An 18,562-nucleotide genomic window follows, 5' to 3' on the forward strand; every position below is an offset into this window, starting at 1 on the left:
AGATTATGGCCTGTTTGACCAGGAAATTTCAATATTTGAAAGCACAATTTAAGTGCAACAAGGTGCCGGAGCAATAAGCAAGTATATCATGTCATTTTTAAATGTTGCCGCAAATATTCTGCTGTTGACGACCTTTTGTCTTTTAATAGATTGGCCACTGTCCCTTCAAAAAGTAGTTCACCTCCATATTTACCTGCCCCTGGGCCAATGTCTATTACCCAGTCTGCCTGCGCGATTACATCCAGGTTATGTTCGATTACAATAACCGTATTCTTATTTTTTACAAGGATATCTATAAAGTTCAATAGCTTTTCCGTATCAGTCGGATGCAATCCGGTGCTCGGTTCATCAAGGACAATAATACCATTGCTTTGATGGAGTTCGCGTGTAAGTTTCAGCCGTTGCCTTTCGCCACCTGAAAAACTATCCAGCCGCTGTCCTAGGCTAAGATAACCAAGACCAAGTTTGGATAATAAATCAAAGGTGGAATAAAATGGCTCTTCGGGGAAAAAGCTGACGGCCTCCATCACTGTCATATTCATAATATCAACTATATTTTTACCTTTATAATGGTAATTTAGCATTTTAGGCGTAAAGCCCGAACCACCACAAAGTTCGCAGGCCTGTTCAATATCTTCCATAAAAGCAAGATCAATCTTCTCAATACCCAATCCTTTGCAATTTTCGCAGGCGCCAAGACTATTTCTACTAAATAGTTTCTCAGAAACGTTATTGGTTTTCGAAAAGAGCCTTCGAATTACATCCGATAAATTTAGATAAGTAAGTAAATTTGAACGCACATTAGCGGCGAATAAGGTCTGATCGACTACAATAACTTCAGGGTAAAATGTTGGCAAAACCTTGTTGATTAGGGTACTTTTACCCGAACCAGCAACGCCTGTAACAACAGATAGAACCTGTTTTGGTATGTTAACATTGATGTTTTTCAAATTATGTAAGTCCGCTTGTCTTATCTCCAGATAACCTTTCGCTTGGCGAGGGCTTCGATTGAAGTCAAAATGACCTACAAAATAGGTTCCTGTTTTCCCTTTTGAATCTGGAAGTGTGTCAAATTTTCCCTGGTATACAACTTCGCCGCCCGCTTTTCCGGATCCGGGCCCCATATCAACAACCCAATCCGCAATTTTGATCAGATCCGGATCATGTTCAACAATTAACACAGTATTTCCTTTTGCTTTAATCTGTTGGATAATAGCAGCAATATTTTGGAGGTCTTTGGGATGCAGCCCTATGCTCGGTTCATCGAAAATATAAAGCAAATCGGTTAAACTATTGCCGAGATTACGTACCATCTTGATGCGTTGGGATTCCCCACCGGACAAGGTGTCTGTGCGTCGTTCCAACGACAAATATTGCAAGCCTATATCAACAATATGTTGTAATTTTCTAATCAGTTCGTTTAATAATACCTCATAGGTGATTGATCTTATGGTGTTTATGAAGTCGAGAAGCTCATCTATTGCGAGCGACGCACAATCGGCTATACTTTTTCCTGATATTTTACAAGATAGCACCTTTTTATTCAGTCTTTTACCATTACATACAGGGCAGTCCGTCGTGGTAATGATCTTCTTGAGGACTTCTTTCCGTGCGACATGCTCTTTCGAATCTTTCTTTAGGAATGCCTTTTCAATGCGGGGGATTAATCCTTCATATTTTACAGTTTTCCCCCATTGTCTATCAGGATGTTTGGGTTTATGTTCCGTCGCATTTAAGAGCATCTGCCATTCCCTCTCGTCGTAGTCTTTTAATTTCTTATTGTTGTCAAAGTACCCCGATAGTGTATATCGGGTTAAGCGCCATCCACCGGGTTGAAATGTCGGAAATTTGATTGCGCCCTCATTTAGGGATTTTTCCTTATCCAAGAGTTGCCCGATATCTATGGTCTGCACAAAACCAAGACCTTCGCATTCCTTGCACATCCCTTGTGGATTATTAAATGAAAACACATTGGAATAGCCCACGAAAGGTGTTCCCATTCTAGAAAAAAGTAACCTCAATGAGCTATAAACATCTGTTGCGGTGCCTACAGTAGAACGGGCGTTCCCACCTAGCCTTTTTTGATTGATGATAATGGGGACATTTAAATAGTCAATTTTATCCACTTCTGGTACCCCGATATGTTGTAATCGATTTCTGATAAAGCTCGTTTGAGTTTCATTAAACTGACGTTGGGCTTCTGCTCCGATAGTTCCAAACACCAAGGACGATTTGCCCGAACCGGATACACCTGTGAAAACTGTAATCTGTCTTTTGGGAATATTAAGCGAAATATTTTTTAGATTGTTCTGCTTGGCATTTATAACAACGATATGCTCCATTTTAATTATCTTTGGTATTTATTGCTTAACTAAGTTAAGTATATTATTTAACAAAGTTAACTAATGTATTGTTTTATGAATGAGAACGAAATTGATTTCTACCATGTCTTTACAGACTTACATTGCTATATATTGGCACACATGAATAAGGGCAATGTGCATGGTGTAACTGCTACGCATTATAATATTATTGAGTATATATATAGAAACCGTCAGGTAACTGGAAAACAGATTGCTGAAGCGTTTCAAATCAGTCAGGCTGCTATTTCCAAACAGCTTAAATTTTTGGTTGAAAATAAGCTTATCGAGCAGCAGCAGTCCAGGACAGACCGTAGATTTTTTGATCTAAGGGCGACCGACGAAGGCAAGTATATCATCGATAATTCGGAAAATTTTAGGGAGAATATTGCAAAGAAAGTTTCAAAATCGTTGACAGATAATGAATTGAAAACACTTACGCTACTTTTGCAGCGCGTCATACAAGTTGTAAAGTAGAACGAGGTTAAATCATAATCTTTTTATGTTGACATTCTGCTGTCAGTTCTATGATCTAACTTTGTTTAGCAATAAAATTTTTATACAATGAAATTCCAACTTATTTGGAGATGACTTGGCAATTCAGGATATATATATTTAAACTATATAGCGCGTATTTATGAGTCTTATTAAGGATATCTATTCCATCAGCTTCTACCAACAACTAGCAGATCAGTTTAGCGGTATAAAGCCTGATTTCGATGGTAAACAATTTATCAAGCGAATTTTTAGCACTAATTTTAATGATTTGGAATGGAAGGAACGGACAAAACACAGCACACAGACCCTACATGAGTTTATGCCACCCGATTTTGAGGAAGCGGTTGAATTGATCAATCAGGTTGTCAAAAATTTCATTGCCACAGGCCATTCTGCTGGTCTCGAATATATTATTTTTCCCGACTATATTGAGACTTACGGCATTGACCATTTTGAATTGGCGGTACAGTCATTTGAATTAGTTACCACCTTCATAACCTGTGAATTTGCGGTTCGTCCCTTTATCATCAAATACAGAGAGCGGATGATCGCTGTTATGGAAAAATGGGCTGAAAGTCCGCATACGGCGGTTCGTCGTTTAGCAAGTGAGGGTATTCGCCCACGATTGCCCTGGGCAATGGCTATCCCCTTTTTGAAGCAAGATCCGGCGCCAATTTTACCCATTCTGAACTTGTTAAAAAATGATGTTTCTGAAAGTGTAAGAAGAAGTGTCGCCAATAATTTAAATGATATCTCGAAAGACCATCCGGTTATTTTATTGGACATAGCCCGGCATTGGAAAGGGATTAGTAGAGATACGGACGCAATTATCAAACATGCTAGCCGTACATTGCTCAAGCGAGGGCATCCCGATATTCTGCACTATTATGGTTTGGATGCCACAGATTTCAAGATCACCGATTTATACATTGAAACCCCGGTCGTAAAAATTGGTGGGCAGGTCAGTTTCTCTTTTCAGATTGAAAATGCTCAGCCGCAGCCCAAAGCACTCCGCCTGGAGTATGGGCTGTATTACCAAAAATCAAATGGCTTATTGTCACGCAAAGTATTCAAAATTAGTGAGCGAATCTACCAGGGATCTGAAATTAATCGGATCCAACGAAACCAATCATTTAAAGTGATTACCACACGAAAATTTTACACGGGTAGACACAAAATTTCCATTATTGTCAATGGAGAGGAAACATTGATGACAGATTTTGAACTGATATAAGCTTTGCATTAGGAGCAGCAAAGTATGCTTGGTACGAATGAATGCATGCATGCATAAGTATCGAAACCTATATGAAAATGATCAAGTATTTCTATTATATTATGCGAATACTGACTTTGTTAATCGTCTTCCGATCAACAAAGTCAGTATTCGCGAGTAAAAAAAGTGGCTGAGGGAATGTTCATTAAAATTATCTTAGTGTTAAATTAGATTCGATTCAAATTGCAATTAGATCCTGATAAAGAGACTGAAAGCGAAGTTTTAAAATTATCTTTAACGTGCCAAATATAATGAGCAACAGAAATGGAAAAAATAAGAACTTTTCAGCAATATGAGCTAAATAAAATCAGGAAAAATGTTAAAGATAGCGGACTGCAATTCGAAAAGTTTGGGAGATCTTCAAATATAATGGACTATTCCGATAGGGAAATCAATGAGATGATCCTGGGAATCTATAAGGATAGCAAACATCTACTGGTTGATGGAGACTATTTTATCGATGTTTCTACAGTTCAGAAAGCGAGCTGTATTTTAACGGATATATCCTATTCCCGTAGGATAAAACCTGATAAAACTTCTCCGATCAAACTAAAAGATATCAGAAACTTTTATATTGAGGATTATTTTGTGGAAACAAGTGAAAAGTTCTCAAATTCCTATCAACACAGAATTACGGGTTACCTGAAAAAAATTGGCGGTATTAGTCTTGGAAAAGGAAAGTACAGTCATTTTTACTCTATTCCAAATGATTTCAAAACTTTCTATAAGGGCATCCCGCTAGACCTCTTCTATCCTATCCAGCATTATATTAATAGCTTGTTTTTTGCCGATGATTACCATGTGGCAACATTTGAAGTTGTTGGCAACCTTACAATTATCGACGAATAGTATACGCTGTTTCGCGATTTTTTTTCGTAAATTCAAGTTGCACACCGATATAAGCAAGATATGAGAAAAGTAATTGCGGCAATTAATATGAGCTTGGATGGTTTTTGTGACCATAATTCAGTGGTTGCAGATGATGAAATTCATGCGCACTATACAAGCTTATTATCTGAGGCTGACACCATACTATATGGCCGGATAACCTATCAGCTTATGGAATATTGGCGCCCATTTTTGACAAAGCCTAGTGGTAACAGATCCATGGATGAATTTGCCCATGCTATGGACAGAATATCAAAAATCGTGTTTTCGAGAACTCTTAATAACGTGGATTGGAGTAGCGCTAGGTTAGCGCACCGAAATATGTTGGATGAAGTTATGGCGTTAAAACAACAATCTGGTAAGGATATTTTGGTAGGTAGCCCAAGTTTAATCGTGGCATTAACAAATTGCGATCTGATAGATGAATACCAAATTTGCATCCATCCTGTTATAGTTGGAGGCGGTTTACCGCTATTTATGAACCTAAACCAGCGGATAGTGCTCAAGCACCTGAAAACAAAAACTTTTAATGGCGGAGCATTACTCATTTATTATAAACCAGAAAGCCGTGAACAAAACTGAGCGTTAGCTGGTCCAGCTTAATTTTCTCAATACCTTTAGAAAAAACGACACGACTCAAAGACCGTGGATATCCATGATGACCGGAGCTATTTAAAAATACCATCCCAAGGGTTTGTAGTCTTCAAACTACAGTTTTGGCTACCGATAGACTCACTTTTATATTGGGGCATGACTTTTGCCAACTAAAATTTATAAGTAATAAATAAAAAAAAGATCATGAGAAGAACACCTTATACTACAACAGTTATTGTCCTATTGGTATTATGTGTGGTAGTACTAATGACGACCTGTGCAAGAATCGTATAAATACCAATTCATATCTGATTCATTAGGCCAGTCAATAAAAGTCCAGGCGCATATAGCCCGCAGTCCTTTGTGCGTACGATCGAAGGAAAAGAGAGGCGTGTGAATGTTAAAAATTGAGTAGTTAAAAGAGGCATTAACTGTTTTGGACATTTGGGCCATTGGCATAAAAACTAAGAAACAGACTTTTTAAGCGTAATGACAGTGATCTCTGGCCATACGCCGATTCTACCCTTTAGTCCATGATAGCCAAAACCACGGTTAACATACAGATATTTACCCTGTTTTTGATATAATCCGGCCCACTGTTCGTAAAAATATTGGATCGGACTCCATTTAAACCCAAAGAGCTCGATTCCAAATTGCATGCCGTGTGTATGTCCGGCTAGTGTCAGATGTACATGTTGATCATGCGTCAGGGTGACCCTGTCCCAATGTGAAGGATCATGTGACATCAATATTTTAAAGGATTCAGCTGGTAAAGCGGACGTCGCTTTACCGAGGTCTCCGTATTGATGAAAACCACCCTTTCCCCAATTTTCCACACCGATCAATGCGATGCTCGCTCCCTTGTTTTGAATTTTGATAGATTCATTCAGCAAGAGCTTAAATCCCATTTCCTGATGAATTTCTTTCAATCTGTCGAGATTGGATGCCTTCAATTCGGCATTATCCCATCGGGTATAATCTCCGTAATCGTGGTTCCCAAGTACCGAAAATTTACCAAATGGTGCCTTTAGAAGTGTAAAATCTGAAATCCATGCTTCCATCTCGGCAGCTTTGTTATTAACAAGATCTCCTGTAAACAGTAAGAGATCACTGTTTTGTGCGTTTGCCAAGGCTATTCCCTTGCGCACACCATCAACGTTGGATAAACTGCCGGAATGAATATCTGAAATTTGTGTGATTTTAAACCCGTCGAATGCATCTGGCAGATCCGGAAAACTTAAGATTTCTTTCCTGACCCGATAATAATGTCTTCCTCTTGTAAGACCGAAAGCGATAACAAGTACGATCAGGGCGGCACATATAAGAACAAATTCGCTTAGATATATATTTCGAGGTGGAAAGCCCTGTGCCATACGCAGTAAATCTTCAGTCAATAAAATTGGCAAGGCCACCAGTTTCGGTATAAACACAATTAAAAAAAAGGTAATTAAATCACCTGCCTGCCGCTGAATATCCTTACCCTGCCGTTGGAGAAAAATCAGTGTTGCGACACCAATGAGCAATAACAAATCTATACACCAATATGCGTTGTGTAAAAAAGGAGTATGAAAAACAGTAGTAAATGCTTGAAAAAAATAAATATCGCCAAGTATAAATACCATGAATATAAACAACAGTCTCTTTGCCATTTTTGAATCGTTTGAAGCTTAGCTGGCGAAAGATATGCCAAAAATAGCCAGATAGAAAATGAATGGCTTCTTGCATGAGATCTTGATTTCTGTGTGACAATTGGCGCTGTAATCACATGATTCCTATGGGATAATTGACAGATTGACATGCGCTGCAATAGTACTGGATTAAGAAAAAAGAGCGATTCCTTATGCCACCGGGCAACTGGATCTCATACAGACAGTCATTTTCTGATACATATTCATAATAGCAGGTATGAATAAGAAATCGTTGATCATTGGCGGGCTACCGCTGATTATTACTGATGAACTGGCTGAGCCAGGCCTATGAGTAGTCCCTCCACACCACGAATATAACAAAGACGATAAGCATTTTCGTACTGTACAAGCTCTCCGACAAGTTGAGCACCATGTTTGAAAAGTCTACTTAATAGCTCATCAATATCGTCAACGGTAAACATAGCCCTTAAGTAACCTAAAGAATTCACTGGCTCGGTCCGGTGGTCAGATATGACAGATGGAGTGAGAAATTTAGATAGTTCCAACCTACTATGACCATCAGGTGTAACCATCATCGCAACTTCCACTGATTGCCCATGGACGCCTGTAATCCGGCCTGCCCACTCCCCCTCAATTATACTGCGTCCTTCAAGTTTTAGACCGAGTTCCGTGAAAAATAAAATGGCTTTGTCTAGGGATTCTACGACAATACCAATATTGTCCATTCTCAGTAATTTGCTCTGTTGTACCATAGCATTATATTTAAGAAACAAGTTTATTTAAGTGGATTGTTCTCAGGATGAAGCTTCTGTTGTCTGCTCTCCATATGCCCAGGAGAGAATTGTTTTAACCGCATTACGTATTCTGTTTAATCCGTCTTCATTTAATTCAATTTCACAAAAGGTGCTATCCGTATTTATTGAATGTAACACTAAATAATAAATTCCTGCGGTTAAAATACTACTAATAGCCCTTAAATCAACATTTTTATCCTTCATTTCCTGATCAGCAAATGCAAAAAACAACGCGCTCATCTTTTCACGTTCTCTGGTAATCTGAGACATAATCTCAGATTTCTCACTTATTTGCCATAGAACTGCTTTTTGCATTTCAGTATTCTTCAAAAAACTGTCCATTTGGTTTAATAACAACGATTCCAAAAAACCTTTTGATCCTTCTTTTGGTGCTGTACCGAAGTATTCAACAGCACCGAGAGTCGCAGATACCCAATAATCTTTACTTCTGATGTATGTTTCCACTAAATTGTCAATCGAACCAAAATAAAGTGAAATGAGTTTCCTGTCAACACCAGCAGTTTTAGAAATATTTGCTATTGTCAATCCTGTGTACCCTTTATCTCTAAGTACTTTGCCTACAGACAAAATAAGTTTGTTCATGGTACGTTCTTTATCGTTCTTTTCTCCTTTATAAGTTTTGCGCATCTGTTGTCGATATGGTATTGATCTGAGTTTCTAAAATTAATGATTCAGATCAATATAATAAATAATAAAAAATTATATAATTTCTTTATCTTGATTTTTTTAAACTTACGGCTTTGCCGATGTCGTCCAATACATTTAATACCTTATCCAAGTGTTCTTTTGTATGTGTAGCCATCAGGCTTGTACGAATACGGGCATCCTTTTTTGCTACACCGGGATACACGATACAATTAGCATAGACCCCACTTTGTAACAACATCCGCGATACCTGAGCGGTTCGAATAGGATCGCCAATTTTTATCGGAATAATTGGAGAGGATGATGTTCCGATATCTGCGCCGAGTGACAGTAGCCCTTCTTTAAAATAGCGGACATTTTCTTTGAGTCTGTTGCGCCAAAAGGGCTCTTCGTCAATTAGATCAATTGCTTTTAATAAGCCAAAACTTGCTGGAGTTGACGTAGATGAGAATACCTGTTGTCTGGATTGATAACGAAGGTAATTAATGATCTCCGGAGTTGAAATGATAAAACCTCCAATATGACCCAACGCTTTACTCAAGGTGCCTGCAATAATATCCACCTTATCCAACAGGTTGTAGATTTCAATAGCACCCCTGCCACGATCACCCATTACACCTATACCATGAGCATCATCGACCATTAAATATGCACCATGTTTTTTTGTCAACGCATAGATCTCGTCCATTTTCGCCAAATCCCCGTTCTGAGAATATACACCATCAATGATAACTAATTTGGTTCTAAATTTGCTTTGCGCCTCAACTAATGCACGTTCAAGATGAATCATGCTATTATGTGGAAATCGCTTGACATTTGTATTTGGCAAACCTTCATATACACTTGCGTGTACTTCCATGTCAACAATAGCGCAGTCTTCTTGCTTCAATAAACTTAGTAAGGTCGAGCTATTTGCAGTATACCCCGTTGTAAAAACTATACTCGATCCCTCAGGACGATTGAAAAATTCACACAGCTTCCGTTCTAAAGCCACATGATATTCATGATGTCCTCCGATTAACGGAGACGCTCCCGCTCCCGTACCATATTTTTCAATTCCAGCTATTGCAGCAGCTTTCACTTTTGGATGTTGAGAAAAATTAAGATAATCGTTTGATACAAGACTTATGCATTCAGTCGGTTTAGCTAAAAATGGAGAAGTTACAATAGCCGTTGGCCCACATCCTTGCGTTATAAATCTAAAGTTAAGATGCTCATTTTCCTTCATGTAATTTATATAGGAATCGAAATACTTTGCAGTATCCATCATATCAAAACCAGCAATATTTTCAAATTCTTTAAAACTTGCTGTCGCAAAATCAATTTGTTGGTTAGTTTCCATAGATATTTTGTTAGGTATTCATAATAATACCATAAATATAAAGTAAAAATTAGATTGCTCATCTTACTAAACATTCGTTTACAAAAATTTCCTGACGGACCTTTCCAAGGTATAGGACAATGTTAATCTCGTGTTGGCTATCGGTATATGTACAGTGAGGATTATACTAATAAATGATAAAAAAAGAAACGTACATTAACAAAAGCTTTAACTTCAACGGAGGGCGGTTAAGTTACGTCATTGTATTAAAAAGAAGTTGTTAAAAACAACAGTGGGTAGCCCCTACAGCTACCCCTGTTATATTATACACCTACCTACAGTATACATATCATATCTACATTTTTATAGGACAAATACATCCTTATAAGCTCACTTAGCAGTTTATCAGAGCTGAATAAGTGAAGAACGCCTCAATGATATACAAATATAGAAAAATAATTTTCCCTTATGGGGTAAAATTAAAAAAAATAATAAAAATGTGTAATTCGAGCCGTGGACCCCATATACAGCAAACATTGCTAACTGCTATTTCCTCTTTAAAACTATAGTTATTATATTTTTCATCCCTGTAAGAAAATAGCGGATCTTAGATATATTGAATAATAAATTTTCTCAAAACAAGGAATATTGTAAATTATTATTATAAATTTGAAGGATATCAACCTTTGGGGGTACTAATTGTTACTTTATGCTATATTTTAAAGTAATTAACGATGTAGTTTACGCCGAGGTATTTATAGGCTATGAAAAGAAAAATGGCTACTTATCTATTGATTTGTAGCCATTTATGATAGGTATACTGTAGGGTGCTCCGTAATAGTGCTGTAAATGTAAGAAAAATACCCCAAAATATTTCTTTTCTGTGAAAAAAATATTTAAAACACAGGTGAAATTAGTGAGAATATGGATAATAATTTCTTTAGATATTTTGGCAAATCACTAGGAATACCTATTTTGCGTTGGTCTTTCAGGTGTTTAGATTTTATATTTATTGACAAAGTAATCAACTAATGGTATGAAAATCCATACGACAAACTACATTGACACATTTATAGAAGTCGCAGAAGATACAGGAGTTTCTAAAGGGAATATACCTCCAAAAAGGGATAGAAAGACTATAGCAGAAATTCAATATGAAATTATTTCACAATTTCCCTATAAATATACTTCCGATGAGTTACTTTTTAAAATTTATGCGGAGCGTAACGCTCTTACTGAGGAGGTATATGAAGAAGCGAGGAGGATATTCTTTTCAAAAGGACAAGCCTGCCTGCGTGCCTCCCCTCTTACGAAAAAGTATGGCTTTGGCATCCATAGTGATCATGAAGGGAAAGTAGCTCTCTATGGAATGGAAACAAAGGAATACCTCAATTTTCTGAATGATACTAAAATTAAAAAAGTAAAAGCCATGAAATCAAATAGATAATCCTTTTCGTTTGTAATGTCTGTTAGGGCATATAAAAGATGGGGGCCGTTTCTGACTAAATATTTGATCAGATCTTATTGAATAATTTTTGCCTTATCTTTCGATGCAAAAGCTTTTATAATGACCGGTGCTGTCGCAATCAGAACAATAACGATAATGACGAGCTCTAGATTTTCTTTTACCCAAACATTCTCACCTAACAAGTAACCGAGAGTAACTAGGCTTCCCGACCAGACAATTGCTCCAATCACGTTGTACAATACAAATTTTTTGAACTCCATGCCAACGATGCCCGCAACGATCGGTGCAAAAGTTCGAACAACAGGAAGAAACCTTGCAAGAACAATAGCGCCACCACCTCTTTTTTCGTAAAACTCCTGTGCTTTATAGATATAACTTTTCTTGAAGAACCAGCTATCTTCCATACTCATTATCCTTTTTCCAAAGACCTTTCCGCACCAGTAGCCCACAAAATTACCCAGAATTGCGGCCAATGACACGAGTACAATCCAATAAAGCAATGTCGGTATTTGTTCTGATGGCGGAATTGTCATGTTAGAAACAATCATCCCAGCAATGAAAAGAATCGGATCACCCGGAAGGAAAAATCCAATGAGGATACCTGTCTCGGCAAAAATAATAAACAACAGCAGATATAAACCTCCATGGTTAACAATCCAGTCCGGATTTGTGAGGTTATTTAAAAATTCAAAAAAAACATCCATCAAATAAGTCGAATAATATCAAATACAAAACAATCTGCTTTCACTCCAAATTTAAAGTACGCTGCACCGATCAAATTGGATTACAGTCCAAATATCCTAAAGCTATGTGATCTTTAATTAAAGGCGCAAGATAGAAAATCAGCCGCAATTGCAAGCAATTTTTTACACTTATTTTTGGAACAATATAGCATGGCCAAAAAAAACACAATTTGCTGACATTTTTGACAGACGATAGGGATATTACTGAATTGCTTGTAGGGTGAAGATTGTTTTCAATTTATTTTGCAGATCTTCGCCCCTTAGATTTCGTGCGATTATTTACCGTCAGGACCTCTGTCCCACCCTCCCAAACCTGATGAGACCTGTGGCCATAGCAGCTTGTCTATGTGAGAGCCTTAATCCAGGCTTCTTTCCGCGCGGCATCATCTAAGGAAATCTTTAGGTTTATTAATCAATATATTCACTAAAATAGTAGATTTGTTGCAATTTGATCAATAACTAAATGTCCTGAAGTATCCGTGTATCTGAAAATAGCCTTTTTACGATAGGGATCATTTGCGTAACTTGATTCAGCCCGCCGATTGGTACAGATAAATAGGGATCCTTCATCCCATACAATGTTGGGTCTTTAATCTTCATACTCATTTTGGAACTATTTTTTCCAAGATAACGCTTAAAACAAATTTCCTGAATATCATTGATAAAGATAAACTGGTAGTCGCTTGTCCATATCCCGTTAGGGGCTAATCTGATTGTTGTTTTCTCTTTGAGTGGCATCAAAGTAAACTTTATACCAATAAAGAGAACAAAAATACCAGCAATTGACTGCTCACGAAGTATACCAATCGCGGAAAAGCAAATGACCAAACCAAAAATAAGCGTAAATAATATATTTGGGCTTACCGTAAATGTTACTTTATAATTTATTGTGGTTTTACTTAACGCACGCTGATGAATAATTTCATAACGTTGTATAAACTTCTTTTTTCTAGTATCCTCAAACCAGCTCATGAAATAATACACATTGATCAGCACGGTGCCAATTACACAAAAGCTTAATCCGGTTTCCTTCATGTTTAACAGATAATACATGAAAAGATTGAAGGCTACGTATAAAATATTGTAAGCTATGATTCTATAAACTCTTTTATTTTCCATGCTGATTCAACGAGCTGTAAAGATAATCATTTCATCTATCACTCATCCCGCAAGGAATCTACCGGATTAGCAAGAGAAGCGCGTATAGACTGATAGCCTACAGTCAATATCGTAATGCCGATTACCAAAGTTCCCGTCATCGCAAGGCCCCTGGCCAGTTCGATAAGCATATTCCTGGATATAACTATTCATCTACCTGCCAACCGCACCGTCCGTTGTATTTCCTGAATTTTTTTAGCATGCTCCCCATCTAAAAAATGATATTCGAAGGGATATAGATAACCGGCTTGTCACAAAATTAATCAGCGCAACTGTATTTACTTGCATATTCTTGTGTATATTTAATGCTCAAACTAAGTAATTCGCAATGTCAAATTCGCTAGTACAATTATGGTTATATAACGATTGGGCGAATAATTTGCTGATCGAAAAAATGAAACAGGACGCTGAACGTATTCCTGCGGGCTGTTTACGCTTATTAAGTCATATTATGAATGCACAGTTGATATGGCTATACCGGCTGAATGGCGAAAAACCTCCTGTAGGGGTATGGGATGAACACAGCCTGTTAACCTGTGAACAATATCATCAGTTAGCTTCTTCGGGGTTTACAGAAAAGGTCTACGCTGATGAGTGCAAGATCATGGAAACCGTAAACTATGCCAATACCAAGAATGAGCAGTTCCAGAACTCTTTTGGAGATATTCTGTTACATGTATTTAATCACGGTACATATCATCGAGCACAAATCGCTTTGGAAATGCGAAGGAATGGACTTGATCCCATCAATACCGATTACATTTCTTTCGTTCGGACATAAACTTAACTCCAGCAATAGAAACTAATAATACCCAAAATTTTCATAGCATGGCTTTCAAACATTATTTTAAGGCTACTTTAAGATGGTTTCATCAACAACAGCCTGCATCAGGCGCAAAGTTATATCCTAAGAGTCACCGGATTTCTATCCAGGGCAAAACGGATTTACAGCTTTCTGCAGCAAAGGCCTTTAAGGGTGATCCGACATTATATAATCCTGAGGATCTGCTGCTGAGTAGTCTCGTCTCTTGCCACATGATGTCTTACCTATATGTCTGTTCTAAAAATAACATTGAAGTAATTTCCTATACCGACAATGCCGAGGCAGTTTTAGAAACCAGTCCCGACGGCAGCGGTCGGTTTGTTCAGGTTGATCTATATCCAGAGGTCAGTATATCTGATCCGGCAAAGATCGTTTTGGCGTTATCATTACATCATGAAGCGAATCGGCTTTGTTTTATAGCCAATTCCTGTAATTTTCCCGTACGACATCATGCAGTTTGTTCTGTCTCCTGACAAAAAATAACTGTTTCGGAGAATTCGTTTCTCAGCACGACTGAAACAGATTGTATCCAGTTCGATCTTTTATCAATTGACTTTCTCTTTTGAGCTGATAGTTTATCAAAAATTAAGTTTTTAAAATTCAGGCGAATTTTTTTCAGGTTTTTTTTATTTTTAGGCCATGATTGACAGCTCGAAAAAGAAGGCCGCCATAGGCTTTATATTTATTACTCTACTTATTGACATCACAGGATGGGGTATCATTATTCCTGTTGTTCCCAAGCTTATTGAGGAACTTATCCACAGTGATATCAGTGAGGCCGCAAAGTATGGTGGCTGGCTTGGTTTTGCTTATGCGTTCACTCAATTTATATTTTCACCGGTGGTGGGAAATCTGAGCGATAAATATGGACGAAGACCGATTATTTTAATTTCCTTATTCGGTTTTGCGGTGGACTATATATTTCTCGCCCTTGCTCCCTCGATCGGCTGGTTATTTTTAGGACGGGTGATTGCTGGGGTAACGGGCGCAAGTTTCACAACAGCCAGTGCTTATATTGCGGATATCTCTACGGATGAAGACCGGGCGAAAAATTTTGGGCTCATTGGGGCCGCTTTTGGATTGGGCTTTATTATTGGGCCTGTAATCGGCGGATTACTCGGACATTATGGCGCAAGGGTTCCTTTTTACGCTGCTGCGGGATTATGTTTATTGAACTTTCTTTACGGATATTTTATTCTTCCTGAAAGCTTGGATAAAGATAGGCGACGTGCATTTGACTGGAAGCGTGCCAACCCAATCGGGTCATTTCGATTCTTAGGAAAACATCCTGAAATTTCCGGCTTAATTGTAGCTTTGATATTGATCTATATCGCGGGTCACGCTGTACAGAGCAACTGGAACTTTTTCACCATGTATAAATTTGACTGGACAGAAAGAATGGTCGGTATCTCTCTTGGTGTTATTGGTCTATTGATAGGCTTGGTCCAGGGCGTTCTGATACGCTGGACAACACCAAAACTCGGTGAACAAAAAAGCATTTATTATGGATTGATATTTTACGCCTTAGGACTATTGCTGTTTGCATTTGCCAATCAGGGCTGGATGATGTTTGTCTTCCTGATCCCCTACTGCCTGGGCGGGATTTGTGGTCCGGCACTACAGTCTGTAATTACCAAAAATGTTCCGTCAAATGAACAGGGGGAACTTCAAGGTGCATTAACCAGTTTAATGAGTGCGACATCCATTATAGGTCCGCCGATGATGACCAATTTGTTTTACTATTTTACACACGATAAGGCACCCTTTAAATTCTCCGGAGCCCCATTTTTTCTGGCGTTTATTTTAATGACTATTAGTGTGATTATTGTGTATTCAGCTTTTAGACGTAAGACTAAGGAACGAATTGGAGGTTAAGCTGCAGGGACATTTTAACAAGAGTGTGCCAAGTATACCTGTATGTAACGTTACTTATTTTATTATTTTAAGTCAGTAAAATCTCTCATTTAAGAATAATGATTTCTCTTGTGTATATTCGTATAGAAAGAAACGATCCATATGAATAAAATAATTCGATTTTTTGATTTACATCCGGGCGAAGAGCGTAAAGAGGCTGTACTTGAGAATGTCATCAACAATATTTCATTCCGTGGAGCCAATGCATGGATTTTGGCCTGTGCCATTGTTATTGCCTCGGTTTGCCTCAATGTGAATTCAACGGCGGTCATTATTGGTGCCATGTTGATATCCCCCGTGCACTTGAAACAGTAGCTATTGCCATCTTGAAAAAATCCATGGCGTCATTTGGAATCGAACATACCGACCTGATCATCCGTCAGGATAGCTTCGACTTGAAGACAACGATCCTAAGTGAAATTGATAAACGAAGTGCTGCCGTTAATGATAAGGATTTAACGATTCGGGCACTGAATAATGAACTTGCCAGGTATCAGCCTTGAGCTTATAGATCGAAGGATCAAATAGTCGACGCACGGAAGATAACCAAGCTACATAGGCTACTCAATAATGCATCTGGTCGCTATACATTGAAGTCAGGGTATGGAAATCCCTTTCCTGTTTCACAGAAGAATTTTAAACTTCGAAAGAATAATGCCCAATCATAACTACAGGAAGCAAATTCTCCGCTAAAATTAGCCCAGCCGTCATGATGGAATAATAATGTGCAGCCGAAATATTTCGTAAAGTTACCGGCCTCTCTCCTTTAGCCTATCGCAACAAGTATAACAAATCTGCAGTGAAATAATGATTTTTGCCCCGCATTCGAAATGTTTTGGTAAAAATTATTTACTGCCATAAAAATTAAAGCCAAGTTCTACGAAACTACTTATATTTATCCTTACGATAATATTAGTAATCGTTGATCATATAATGCAGGATACCAGGAATATAAATCAATATCATTAGCCCCTTGTTTTTTAACATTTGTAAAATGTTAAAAAGATATCATTACTGATCTTTGTATAAAAGAATAAAATATGAATTGGGTAATTTTAATCATCGCCGGATTGTTTGAGGTAGGATACACCTACAGTCTGGGAAAAACAAAAGAGGTATCAGGCAGTGCTATCTATGCCTGGTACGGTATCTTCGTATTATGTCTCATCGTCAGTATGGTTTTATTGATCAAATCCGTACAGGGACTCCCCTTAGGAACCGCTTATGCAATATGGACGGGTATCGGAGCTGTCGGCACAGTCATTATTGGAATCCTTGTATTTAAAGACCCCGTAAGCTTCTGGCGTCTATTTTTTATCGGTACGCTAATCGCCTCTATTCTTGGATTGAAGTTTGTAACTGGCCATTAGAACAGTAGAGATCTACATCTCCTGCGGCGGTATTATTACACGTTCTTGTCATTCATTGCCGGCATATGAATCTCTTTCACACAACTTGCTTTTGATGTCGAGATAATAAATCTTAACGCCTGAATGGCATCCGATAATGGAATAAGATCGCTATTTGTTTCTTGAGTGGTGATTTCCAGATTATTCTCATCATCAGGCGCTGTTGCCAGATAACCAAGGTTCAATATAGATACTGCAACCGATCGGAAGGTAGAAAATAGCTAAAAAATACAACAAATTGATGTTTCCAGTGTTCTATGCTTATGGAAAGAAATTATAACAAAGGAAACACGATTTCTAGTGGTCATAGTACCCACAAAGGTAAGGCTGCAAGAAAGTATATTGTCAGTGAAATTATTCTCAATGACGAGCTTGTCGGTGTGGGCATTTATTATGATGGAACTGACGAACTTCGGGCCGCGGTTGTGGTAAATGATCAGGGACAGGGTGTTGAAATCCGCAATCTTCATGATGAACACTATCCAGAAGCGCAATCAGATGATGACCTAGCGGAGCTCTGGCCACTCTATGAAAAGCTCGTGGCAAAATAAACCTCAGCTCTTTTCAATTCAGCAATCTTCCAAATAAAATATATAAAATCTACACTTAATATATTGATAAATCCAGTTTTTCCATTTTATTATATTTAATAGCTATATAATTACATTTATATATAATACATTTTAAATGATTAACATGCAATTCTTTTAGACTTTCGGAACGATGTCCGTGTTTTACCATTCATTCGGCATATGTTTGGCTTCGATTCGGGGTAGGATATGGCCTTCTTCAACCCTCAGTCGATATAAGATCATAATGAACACATAGTCATACTGCCATCAGACCGTGTTTAACTCGGACTCACCACGGACTCACGTCGGATTCATAGTGGACACAGTCCGAAGCTGGTAAGACGAAAGCTGCACCCAGGTTCGACCAAATCCAGTAAGATACCCGAATCACAGCCGACCATGAGCTCTTTTACAAGAAATTAGTGTATAAAA

The 18,562-nt window shown here is 38.0% G+C and carries 19 protein-coding genes and 1 pseudogene; 12 read left to right on the plus strand and 8 right to left on the minus strand.

Features of this window, described 5'->3' with window-relative positions:
• Nucleotides 1-86 precede the first annotated feature (86 nt).
• Nucleotides 87-2,342, minus strand: a complete 2,256-nt coding sequence (locus tag G6053_RS14075; protein WP_165306835.1) for an excinuclease ABC subunit UvrA — start codon at nucleotides 2,340-2,342, stop codon at nucleotides 87-89.
• Between the two features lie 75 nt (nucleotides 2,343-2,417).
• Between G6053_RS14075 and G6053_RS14080 the strand changes: the two genes are divergently transcribed.
• The 4 genes from G6053_RS14080 (at nucleotide 2,418) to G6053_RS14095 (ending at nucleotide 5,601) form a co-directional block, all read left to right on the plus strand.
• Entirely contained in the window at nucleotides 2,418-2,837 is a 420-nt protein-coding gene (locus G6053_RS14080) for a MarR family transcriptional regulator (protein WP_108634246.1), read from the plus strand.
• 160 nt (nucleotides 2,838-2,997) lie between these two features.
• Nucleotides 2,998-4,092 (plus strand): DNA alkylation repair protein, encoded by a 1,095-nt coding sequence (locus tag G6053_RS14085; protein WP_165306836.1) that lies wholly within the window; start codon nucleotides 2,998-3,000, stop codon nucleotides 4,090-4,092.
• 303 nt (nucleotides 4,093-4,395) lie between these two features.
• Nucleotides 4,396-4,980 (plus strand): hypothetical protein, encoded by a 585-nt coding sequence (locus tag G6053_RS14090; RefSeq protein ID WP_108634244.1) that lies wholly within the window; start codon nucleotides 4,396-4,398, stop codon nucleotides 4,978-4,980.
• Nucleotides 4,981-5,040: 60 nt separating this feature from the next.
• Nucleotides 5,041-5,601 (plus strand): dihydrofolate reductase family protein, encoded by a 561-nt coding sequence (locus G6053_RS14095; RefSeq protein WP_165306837.1) that lies wholly within the window; start codon nucleotides 5,041-5,043, stop codon nucleotides 5,599-5,601.
• Between the two features lie 476 nt (nucleotides 5,602-6,077).
• On the opposite strand, the gene G6053_RS14100 is transcribed toward G6053_RS14095, so the two are convergent.
• The 4 genes from G6053_RS14100 to G6053_RS14115 form a co-directional block, all read right to left on the minus strand.
• Nucleotides 6,078-7,262 carry a metallophosphoesterase gene (locus tag G6053_RS14100; RefSeq protein WP_165306838.1) on the minus strand — a complete coding sequence of 395 codons (1,185 nt, stop codon included), beginning with the start codon at nucleotides 7,260-7,262 and terminating at the stop codon, nucleotides 6,078-6,080.
• Nucleotides 7,263-7,561: 299 nt separating this feature from the next.
• On the minus strand, nucleotides 7,562-8,014 hold the full coding sequence (locus G6053_RS14105; RefSeq protein WP_165306839.1) for a VOC family protein: 453 nt from the start codon (nucleotides 8,012-8,014) through the stop codon (nucleotides 7,562-7,564).
• Nucleotides 8,015-8,056: 42 nt separating this feature from the next.
• Entirely contained in the window at nucleotides 8,057-8,704 is a 648-nt protein-coding gene (locus G6053_RS14110; RefSeq protein WP_108634241.1) for a TetR/AcrR family transcriptional regulator, read from the minus strand.
• An 85-nt stretch (nucleotides 8,705-8,789) separates the two neighbouring features.
• Nucleotides 8,790-10,064, minus strand: a complete 1,275-nt coding sequence (locus G6053_RS14115) for an aminotransferase class I/II-fold pyridoxal phosphate-dependent enzyme (RefSeq protein WP_165306840.1) — start codon at nucleotides 10,062-10,064, stop codon at nucleotides 8,790-8,792.
• Between the two features lie 1,015 nt (nucleotides 10,065-11,079).
• On the opposite strand from G6053_RS14115, the gene G6053_RS14120 reads away from it, so the two are divergent.
• A complete protein-coding gene (locus tag G6053_RS14120; protein ID WP_165306841.1) occupies nucleotides 11,080-11,490 on the plus strand; it encodes a DUF6157 family protein in 411 nt (136 codons plus the stop codon).
• Between the two features lie 74 nt (nucleotides 11,491-11,564).
• On the opposite strand, the gene G6053_RS14125 is transcribed toward G6053_RS14120, so the two are convergent.
• The 3 genes from G6053_RS14125 to G6053_RS30920 form a co-directional block, all read right to left on the minus strand.
• Nucleotides 11,565-12,215: a VTT domain-containing protein gene (locus tag G6053_RS14125; protein WP_165306842.1), complete on the minus strand. Its 651-nt coding sequence runs from the start codon at nucleotides 12,213-12,215 to the stop codon at nucleotides 11,565-11,567.
• A 498-nt stretch (nucleotides 12,216-12,713) separates the two neighbouring features.
• Complete coding sequence (locus G6053_RS14130; RefSeq protein ID WP_146191058.1) at nucleotides 12,714-13,289, minus strand: hypothetical protein; 576 nt, start codon at nucleotides 13,287-13,289, stop codon at nucleotides 12,714-12,716.
• A gap of 122 nt (nucleotides 13,290-13,411) precedes the next feature.
• Entirely contained in the window at nucleotides 13,412-13,543 is a 132-nt protein-coding gene (locus tag G6053_RS30920) for a hypothetical protein (protein WP_277603206.1), read from the minus strand.
• Nucleotides 13,544-13,740: 197 nt separating this feature from the next.
• Between G6053_RS30920 and G6053_RS14135 the strand changes: the two genes are divergently transcribed.
• The 7 genes and pseudogenes from G6053_RS14135 to G6053_RS14165 all read left to right on the plus strand — a co-directional run bounded on the left by G6053_RS14135 (nucleotide 13,741) and on the right by G6053_RS14165 (nucleotide 18,109).
• Complete coding sequence (locus tag G6053_RS14135) at nucleotides 13,741-14,193, plus strand: DinB family protein (protein ID WP_165306843.1); 453 nt, start codon at nucleotides 13,741-13,743, stop codon at nucleotides 14,191-14,193.
• Nucleotides 14,194-14,240: 47 nt separating this feature from the next.
• On the plus strand, nucleotides 14,241-14,708 hold the full coding sequence (locus G6053_RS14140) for an OsmC family protein (RefSeq protein ID WP_108634235.1): 468 nt from the start codon (nucleotides 14,241-14,243) through the stop codon (nucleotides 14,706-14,708).
• A gap of 166 nt (nucleotides 14,709-14,874) precedes the next feature.
• Entirely contained in the window at nucleotides 14,875-16,110 is a 1,236-nt protein-coding gene (locus G6053_RS14145) for a TCR/Tet family MFS transporter (RefSeq protein WP_206531943.1), read from the plus strand.
• 141 nt (nucleotides 16,111-16,251) lie between these two features.
• A pseudogene (locus G6053_RS14150) lies at nucleotides 16,252-16,446 on the plus strand (hypothetical protein); the annotation flags it as partial.
• Between the two features lie 41 nt (nucleotides 16,447-16,487).
• A complete protein-coding gene (locus G6053_RS14155; protein ID WP_165306844.1) occupies nucleotides 16,488-16,652 on the plus strand; it encodes a hypothetical protein in 165 nt (54 codons plus the stop codon).
• 537 nt (nucleotides 16,653-17,189) lie between these two features.
• The gene (locus G6053_RS14160; RefSeq protein ID WP_165306845.1) at nucleotides 17,190-17,519 is read left to right on the plus strand and encodes a multidrug efflux SMR transporter; all 330 of its coding nucleotides are present in this window, start codon (nucleotides 17,190-17,192) and stop codon (nucleotides 17,517-17,519) included.
• Between the two features lie 302 nt (nucleotides 17,520-17,821).
• Nucleotides 17,822-18,109 (plus strand): hypothetical protein, encoded by a 288-nt coding sequence (locus G6053_RS14165; RefSeq protein ID WP_104381859.1) that lies wholly within the window; start codon nucleotides 17,822-17,824, stop codon nucleotides 18,107-18,109.
• Nucleotides 18,110-18,562: the final 453 nt, after the last annotated feature.

Origin of the sequence: Sphingobacterium sp. DR205 (assembly GCF_011064245.1) — a bacterium.
In the GTDB taxonomy this organism is placed as follows: Bacteria; Bacteroidota; Bacteroidia; order Sphingobacteriales; family Sphingobacteriaceae; genus Sphingobacterium; species Sphingobacterium athyrii.

Bases quoted from the DNA above. Each gene is read 5' to 3' on its own strand.
- G6053_RS14075 (WP_165306835.1), bottom strand. From the start codon at position 2,342: ATGGAGCATATCGTTGTTATAAATGCCAAGCAGAACAATCTAAAAAAT.
- G6053_RS14080 (WP_108634246.1), top strand. From the start codon at position 2,418: ATGAATGAGAACGAAATTGATTTCTACCATGTCTTTACAGACTTACAT.
- G6053_RS14085 (WP_165306836.1), top strand. From the start codon at position 2,998: ATGAGTCTTATTAAGGATATCTATTCCATCAGCTTCTACCAACAACTA.
- G6053_RS14090 (WP_108634244.1), top strand. From the start codon at position 4,396: ATGGAAAAAATAAGAACTTTTCAGCAATATGAGCTAAATAAAATCAGG.
- G6053_RS14095 (WP_165306837.1), top strand. From the start codon at position 5,041: ATGAGAAAAGTAATTGCGGCAATTAATATGAGCTTGGATGGTTTTTGT.
- G6053_RS14100 (WP_165306838.1), bottom strand. From the start codon at position 7,262: ATGGCAAAGAGACTGTTGTTTATATTCATGGTATTTATACTTGGCGAT.
- G6053_RS14105 (WP_165306839.1), bottom strand. From the start codon at position 8,014: ATGGTACAACAGAGCAAATTACTGAGAATGGACAATATTGGTATTGTC.
- G6053_RS14110 (WP_108634241.1), bottom strand. From the start codon at position 8,704: ATGCGCAAAACTTATAAAGGAGAAAAGAACGATAAAGAACGTACCATG.
- G6053_RS14115 (WP_165306840.1), bottom strand. From the start codon at position 10,064: ATGGAAACTAACCAACAAATTGATTTTGCGACAGCAAGTTTTAAAGAA.
- G6053_RS14120 (WP_165306841.1), top strand. From the start codon at position 11,080: ATGAAAATCCATACGACAAACTACATTGACACATTTATAGAAGTCGCA.
- G6053_RS14125 (WP_165306842.1), bottom strand. From the start codon at position 12,215: ATGGATGTTTTTTTTGAATTTTTAAATAACCTCACAAATCCGGACTGG.
- G6053_RS14130 (WP_146191058.1), bottom strand. From the start codon at position 13,289: ATGAAGGAAACCGGATTAAGCTTTTGTGTAATTGGCACCGTGCTGATC.
- G6053_RS30920 (WP_277603206.1), bottom strand. From the start codon at position 13,543: ATGCTTATCGAACTGGCCAGGGGCCTTGCGATGACGGGAACTTTGGTA.
- G6053_RS14135 (WP_165306843.1), top strand. From the start codon at position 13,741: ATGTCAAATTCGCTAGTACAATTATGGTTATATAACGATTGGGCGAAT.
- G6053_RS14140 (WP_108634235.1), top strand. From the start codon at position 14,241: ATGGCTTTCAAACATTATTTTAAGGCTACTTTAAGATGGTTTCATCAA.
- G6053_RS14145 (WP_206531943.1), top strand. From the start codon at position 14,875: ATGATTGACAGCTCGAAAAAGAAGGCCGCCATAGGCTTTATATTTATT.
- G6053_RS14155 (WP_165306844.1), top strand. From the start codon at position 16,488: ATGGCGTCATTTGGAATCGAACATACCGACCTGATCATCCGTCAGGAT.
- G6053_RS14160 (WP_165306845.1), top strand. From the start codon at position 17,190: ATGAATTGGGTAATTTTAATCATCGCCGGATTGTTTGAGGTAGGATAC.
- G6053_RS14165 (WP_104381859.1), top strand. From the start codon at position 17,822: ATGGAAAGAAATTATAACAAAGGAAACACGATTTCTAGTGGTCATAGT.